The organism is Corallococcus sp. CA047B, assembly GCF_003612065.1.
GTDB lineage: Bacteria > Myxococcota > Myxococcia > Myxococcales > Myxococcaceae > Corallococcus > Corallococcus praedator.
In genome coordinates this window covers 1-4,399 of the sequence record NZ_RAWD01000506.1, presented here as the reverse complement: position 1 = coordinate 4,399, position 4,399 = coordinate 1, and the positions used below count along the sequence as shown (strand labels likewise).

The following is a 4,399-nucleotide window of genomic DNA, read 5'->3' as shown; positions in this document are numbered from 1 at the left end:
GCCACCACCACCTCCTCCGCCCTCGCCGCCTTCGCCCTCGTCCTGATCCTCGCGGTGGATGAACATCACCACGTCGGCGTCCTGCTCGATGGAGCCGGACTCACGCAGGTCGGACAGCATGGGCTTGCCGCCCTTGCGCTCCTCCACCTTACGGTTGAGCTGGCTGAGCGCGATGATGGGCACCGACAGCTCCTTGGCCAGCTGCTTGAGCGCACGGGAGATCTCCGCGACTTCCAACTGGCGGCTCTCCACCTTGCCCTTCTGGTGCATCAGCTGAAGGTAGTCGATGACGAGCAGCGACAAGCGCGGATCCTTCTGCTTCACGCGCCGCGCCTTGGCGCGCAGGTCGAACGGGGACAGGCCGCCGGAGTCGTCGATGTAGATGGGCGCGTTGTAGAGCGCGCCCGCCATCTCCTGGAACTTCTCCTCGTCGTGCGGCGACAGCCGGCCGCCTCGCAGCTTCTTCATGTCCACGCGCGCCGTGGACGCGAGCAGACGCATGAGCAACTGATCCGCGGGCATTTCCAGGCTGAAGATGCCGACCGCCTTGTTCTCCTTGAGCGCCGCGTGCACCGCGATGTTCATCGCGAGCGACGTCTTGCCGATGCCGGGACGCGCCGCGAGGATGATGAGTTCACCCGCGTGCAGGCCGGTCAGCTGCATGTCCAGGTCGATGAAGCCCGTGGACAGGCCCGTCACGCCCGTGGACGCGGCCTTCATCTTGTCCAGCAGGTCGAGCGTCTGCTCCATCAGCTCGCTGACCGGCCGCAGGTCGCCTTCGCGCTTCTTCTCCGCGAGGAGGAAGACCTTGCGCTCCGCCTCGTCGAGCAGGACCTCCAGTTCGCCCGTCTCCTGGCTGGCCAGGTCCTGGATCTCCCGGCCCACGTTGGCCAGGCGCCGGCGCAGCGCCTGATCCTTGACGATGTGGGCGTACTGCACGGCGTTGGCCGCCAGCGGGACGACCTGGTCCAACCCCATCAGGTACGCCGGGCCCCCCACCGCGACGAGCTGCCCGAGGATCTTCAGCTCCTCCGCGAGCGTCAGGTGGTCCACCTGCTTGCTCTGCGCGTCCAGCCGCATCATCGCGCCGAAGATCTGCGCGTGCGAGGGACTGGAGAAGTCGTCCGCGTGGATGACCTCCGCCACGGGCGTAATCAGCCCGTTGTCCGCCAGCACGGCGCCGAGCACCGCGCGCTCCGCGGCGAGATCCTCATGGACCCGCCGACCTTCCCTACCGTCCAGGACGTTCTGCATGGCTGCTTGGAACCTCTACTGCCAGCGTCTGACACGTTCGGCGGAACGTCCAGTTTCCCTTCAACAGACCTGTAGCAAGGGGTGGGACCCGGACGCCCGGTGAAGGGACGTCCCAGGGCGGCTCACTCGGCCGCGCCCCACTGCTGGAGGAAGGACTCCCGGTAGGTCCGACTCAGGATCACCGTGGAGCCATCCTTCAGGACGAGGATTCCGTCGCCATGGGTCCAGGGCTCCAGCCGGGCGACGGCCTCCAGGTTCACCAGGTCCCCCCGGTGCACCCGCACGAAGCGGGCGGGGTCCAGGCGCTCCTCGAGGGCCCGCAGCGTCTGGCGCACCAGGTGCTCACCCTGGGCGGTGTGGAGCCGCACGTACTTGTCCTCCGAGGACAGGCGCCACACGGTGTCCAGCTTGAGCGGCACCCAGCCCTCGCCCACCTTCACCACCAGCCGCTCCAGGGGGCGCTCCGGCCGGGCCCGCGCCACCGTCGTCAGCAGGGCGTCCAGGGAGGCCGTGCCGCGTTCGCCCGCGGACAGGAGCGCATGGGCCTTGTCGAGCGCCCGGGCGAAGCGCGCGGCGTCATAGGGCTTGAGCAGGTAGTCCGCCGCGTGGGCCTCGAAGGCCTGGAGCGCGAAGCGTTCATAGGCCGTGGAGAAGATGACCGCCGGGCACGCCTCCGGCCCGAGCGCCTCCAGCACCTCGAAGCCGGTGAGGCCGGGCATCTGCACGTCCAGCACCACCAGGTCCGGCCGCAGCGCTTCGATGCGCGCGAGCGCCTCCGTGCCGTCCACGGCCTCGCCCACGGGCGTGAAGCGCGCGTCGGCCGCCAGCAGGCGCAGCACCTTCGTGCGCGCGGGGGCTTCGTCGTCCACCACCAGGACGCGGAACACCGTCATGACGCCTCCCGGGGCAGCCACACCGTCACCCGGGCGCCGCCCTCCGGCCCCGCGCCGCGCTCCAGCCCGGCCTGGCCCCCGTGCAGCAGCGTCAGCACCCGCTCCAACTGCGCCAGCCCCACGCCCGGCCCCTTCGACGGCGACGGGGCGCCGAAGCCGCGCCCGGTGTCCTCCACCTCCAAGGCCCAGCGCGCGCCGTGGCCCCGGCCGCGAATGCGCACCTCCAGCGGCGTGCGCAGGTCCTGGTTGTGCTTCACGGCGTTCTCCACCAGCGTCTGCAGGGCGAAGCACGGCACGTGTTGCGCCTCCAGCCCTGGCTCCACGCTCCAGCGCACAGCCAGCCGGTCCCCGAAGCGCGCCGCCAGGAGCGCGATGAAGCGCTCGGTGTGACCCCGCTCCTCGCCCAGCGTCCAGGTTGGCTCCGTGCGCTCCAGGCTGGCCCGCAGGAGCTGTCCCAGGTCGCTCAGCAACCGGTCCGTGCGCGACAGGTCCTCGTACATCACCGAGCTGATGGTGTTCAGCGCGTTGAAGAGGAAGTGGGGGTGCAACTGGCCGGTGAGCGACTGGAGCTGCGCGGCCTTGAGCTCACCTTCCAGGGACGCCGCCCGCAGCGCCCGCCGCTGGCGCTCCCTCCACGCGGCCCCCAGCGAGATGACGGCGCAGATCAACCCGTAGCTGATGAGGTCCTTCTGGGCCTCCATCGGGAGCTTGTAGGTGAGCGGCCCGAAGTCGTACCTCCCCAGGCCCAGGAGCGCGTAGGCCCCGTGGCGCAGGGCCGTCATCACCGAGACATGCAGGGTGGTGAAGAGGACGAAGGCCCCGGCGTGGATGCCCAGGAACCGCGCCCAGCCCACGCGGGGGCCCGGCGCGTTGAGGACCGCCGTCATCATCAGGGGAATCGCCAGCGCGACGGCCAGCGCGCTCGTCACCTCCCAGATGAACGCGGGGGCCCAGGGACCAGGGTCGCGGTAGGAGAGCTGCTCCAACCGCACGGCGCTGCCCTGCCACACCCCCAGGGCCACGCAGAACAGCAGCACCTTCAGTGCCGGCCGGGCCCGCAGACGCGGCCAGTACCAGCGCGGGGGCCCGGGTTGGGACTCGACGGACACGGTGCTCACCCCACCGTCCCGGGGGCCAGGGGGGCGGTCCGGGTGGCCCCGGCCTTGAGGCCGAAGAACGGCCTGAGCCAGGAGACGCGGGAGACCCCCACGGTCAGGGCGCACGTGAGGACGAAGGACCCGGTGAGCACCAGGCCCAGCAGCGCCCAGGGGCCCACGGGAAGGCGCAGCAGGAGGTAGCCCACGCAGATGATGACCGTCTGGTGGAAGATGTAGAACGGGTACGACAGCGCCTGCGCCCGGCCAAGCCACGGGGGCGCCACGCGCACGTGGTGACGCGCGTAGCCCAGCGCCGCCAGCAGCGTGCCCCAGAGGACGACACTCCCCGCCAGCATGTGTACCGGGGCCGGCAGCGACGACTCCGCCATCGCCGGAACGAGCCCCGCCACGGCGATGGCCAGCATCCCGTGCCGCAGCGTCACCAGCCGCGTCCAGATCCCGGGGCAGCGGCCCAACAGGTGCCCGTACAGGAACAGCAACCCGTAATGGATGAAGGTGCGCGGATCATCCAGGAGGGCGTGCGTCTCCGGCCAGTCCCGCAGCAACTGCCGGTTGAGCGCGAGCGGCACCACCAACCACGCCACGTTCCACCCGCGCGACAGCCAGACGTCGGCGCGCGCGAGCCACCGTTCGCCCCGGGCCGTGCGCAGCGCGGCGAAGAGGGGCAGGGCCAGCAGGCAGTAGATGAACAGGTAGGCCACGAACCACAGATGGTGCCAGCTGAAGCTGCCGGCGGGGTAGGGCACGAGGTCGAACACCGTCGGGTAGAAGGCGGCGTAGCTGCCCTGGAACCGCCCCTGGAACAACCGCTCCACGTAGATCTGCGGCGGCACCACCACGAACATGCCGAACACCAGCGGCCCCAACAGCCGCCGCGTCCGGTCCTTCGCGAAGGCCCCCAGGGAGCGTCGGCGCAGCGCGAACGCGGTGCCCACGCCGGAGATGAGCATCAGCAGCGGCATGCGCACCAGGTGCAGCACGGACATGGTGGGCTCCAGCACCGGGAGCGCCTGGGGGCTCTTCACGTGCCAGTCCCAGGTGTTGAACATCATCCCGGTGTGGAACAGGTGCAGCAGCACGATGGCCATCACCCGGAGCCAGTCCAGGTCGGGGCGGTGAGCGTCGGGGGCGGGA

General features: G+C 70.6%; 4 protein-coding genes. All 4 read right to left on the bottom strand.

Annotated features, from left to right (window positions below; translation table 11 throughout):
- Positions 1-1,254 (bottom strand): replicative DNA helicase (gene dnaB, locus D7X74_RS39985; RefSeq protein WP_120538186.1); only part of this gene is annotated, 1,254 nt, incomplete at its 3' end.
- Between the two features lie 122 nt (positions 1,255-1,376).
- A complete protein-coding gene (locus D7X74_RS39980) occupies positions 1,377-2,147 on the bottom strand; it encodes a LytTR family DNA-binding domain-containing protein (protein WP_120538185.1) in 771 nt (256 codons plus the stop codon).
- The gene (locus D7X74_RS39975) at positions 2,144-3,265 is read right to left on the bottom strand and encodes a sensor histidine kinase (RefSeq protein ID WP_120538184.1); all 1,122 of its coding nucleotides are present in this window, start codon (positions 3,263-3,265) and stop codon (positions 2,144-2,146) included. The genes D7X74_RS39980 and D7X74_RS39975 overlap by 4 nt, the downstream gene beginning before the upstream one ends.
- Positions 3,262-4,399 (bottom strand): acyltransferase (locus D7X74_RS39970; protein WP_147446865.1); only part of this gene is annotated, 1,138 nt, incomplete at its 5' end. The genes D7X74_RS39975 and D7X74_RS39970, both read right to left, overlap by 4 nt.

Coding starts and splice junctions, on each gene's coding strand:
- D7X74_RS39980 (WP_120538185.1), bottom strand. CDS start 2,147: ATGACGGTGTTCCGCGTCCTGGTGGTGGACGACGAAGCCCCCGCGCGC.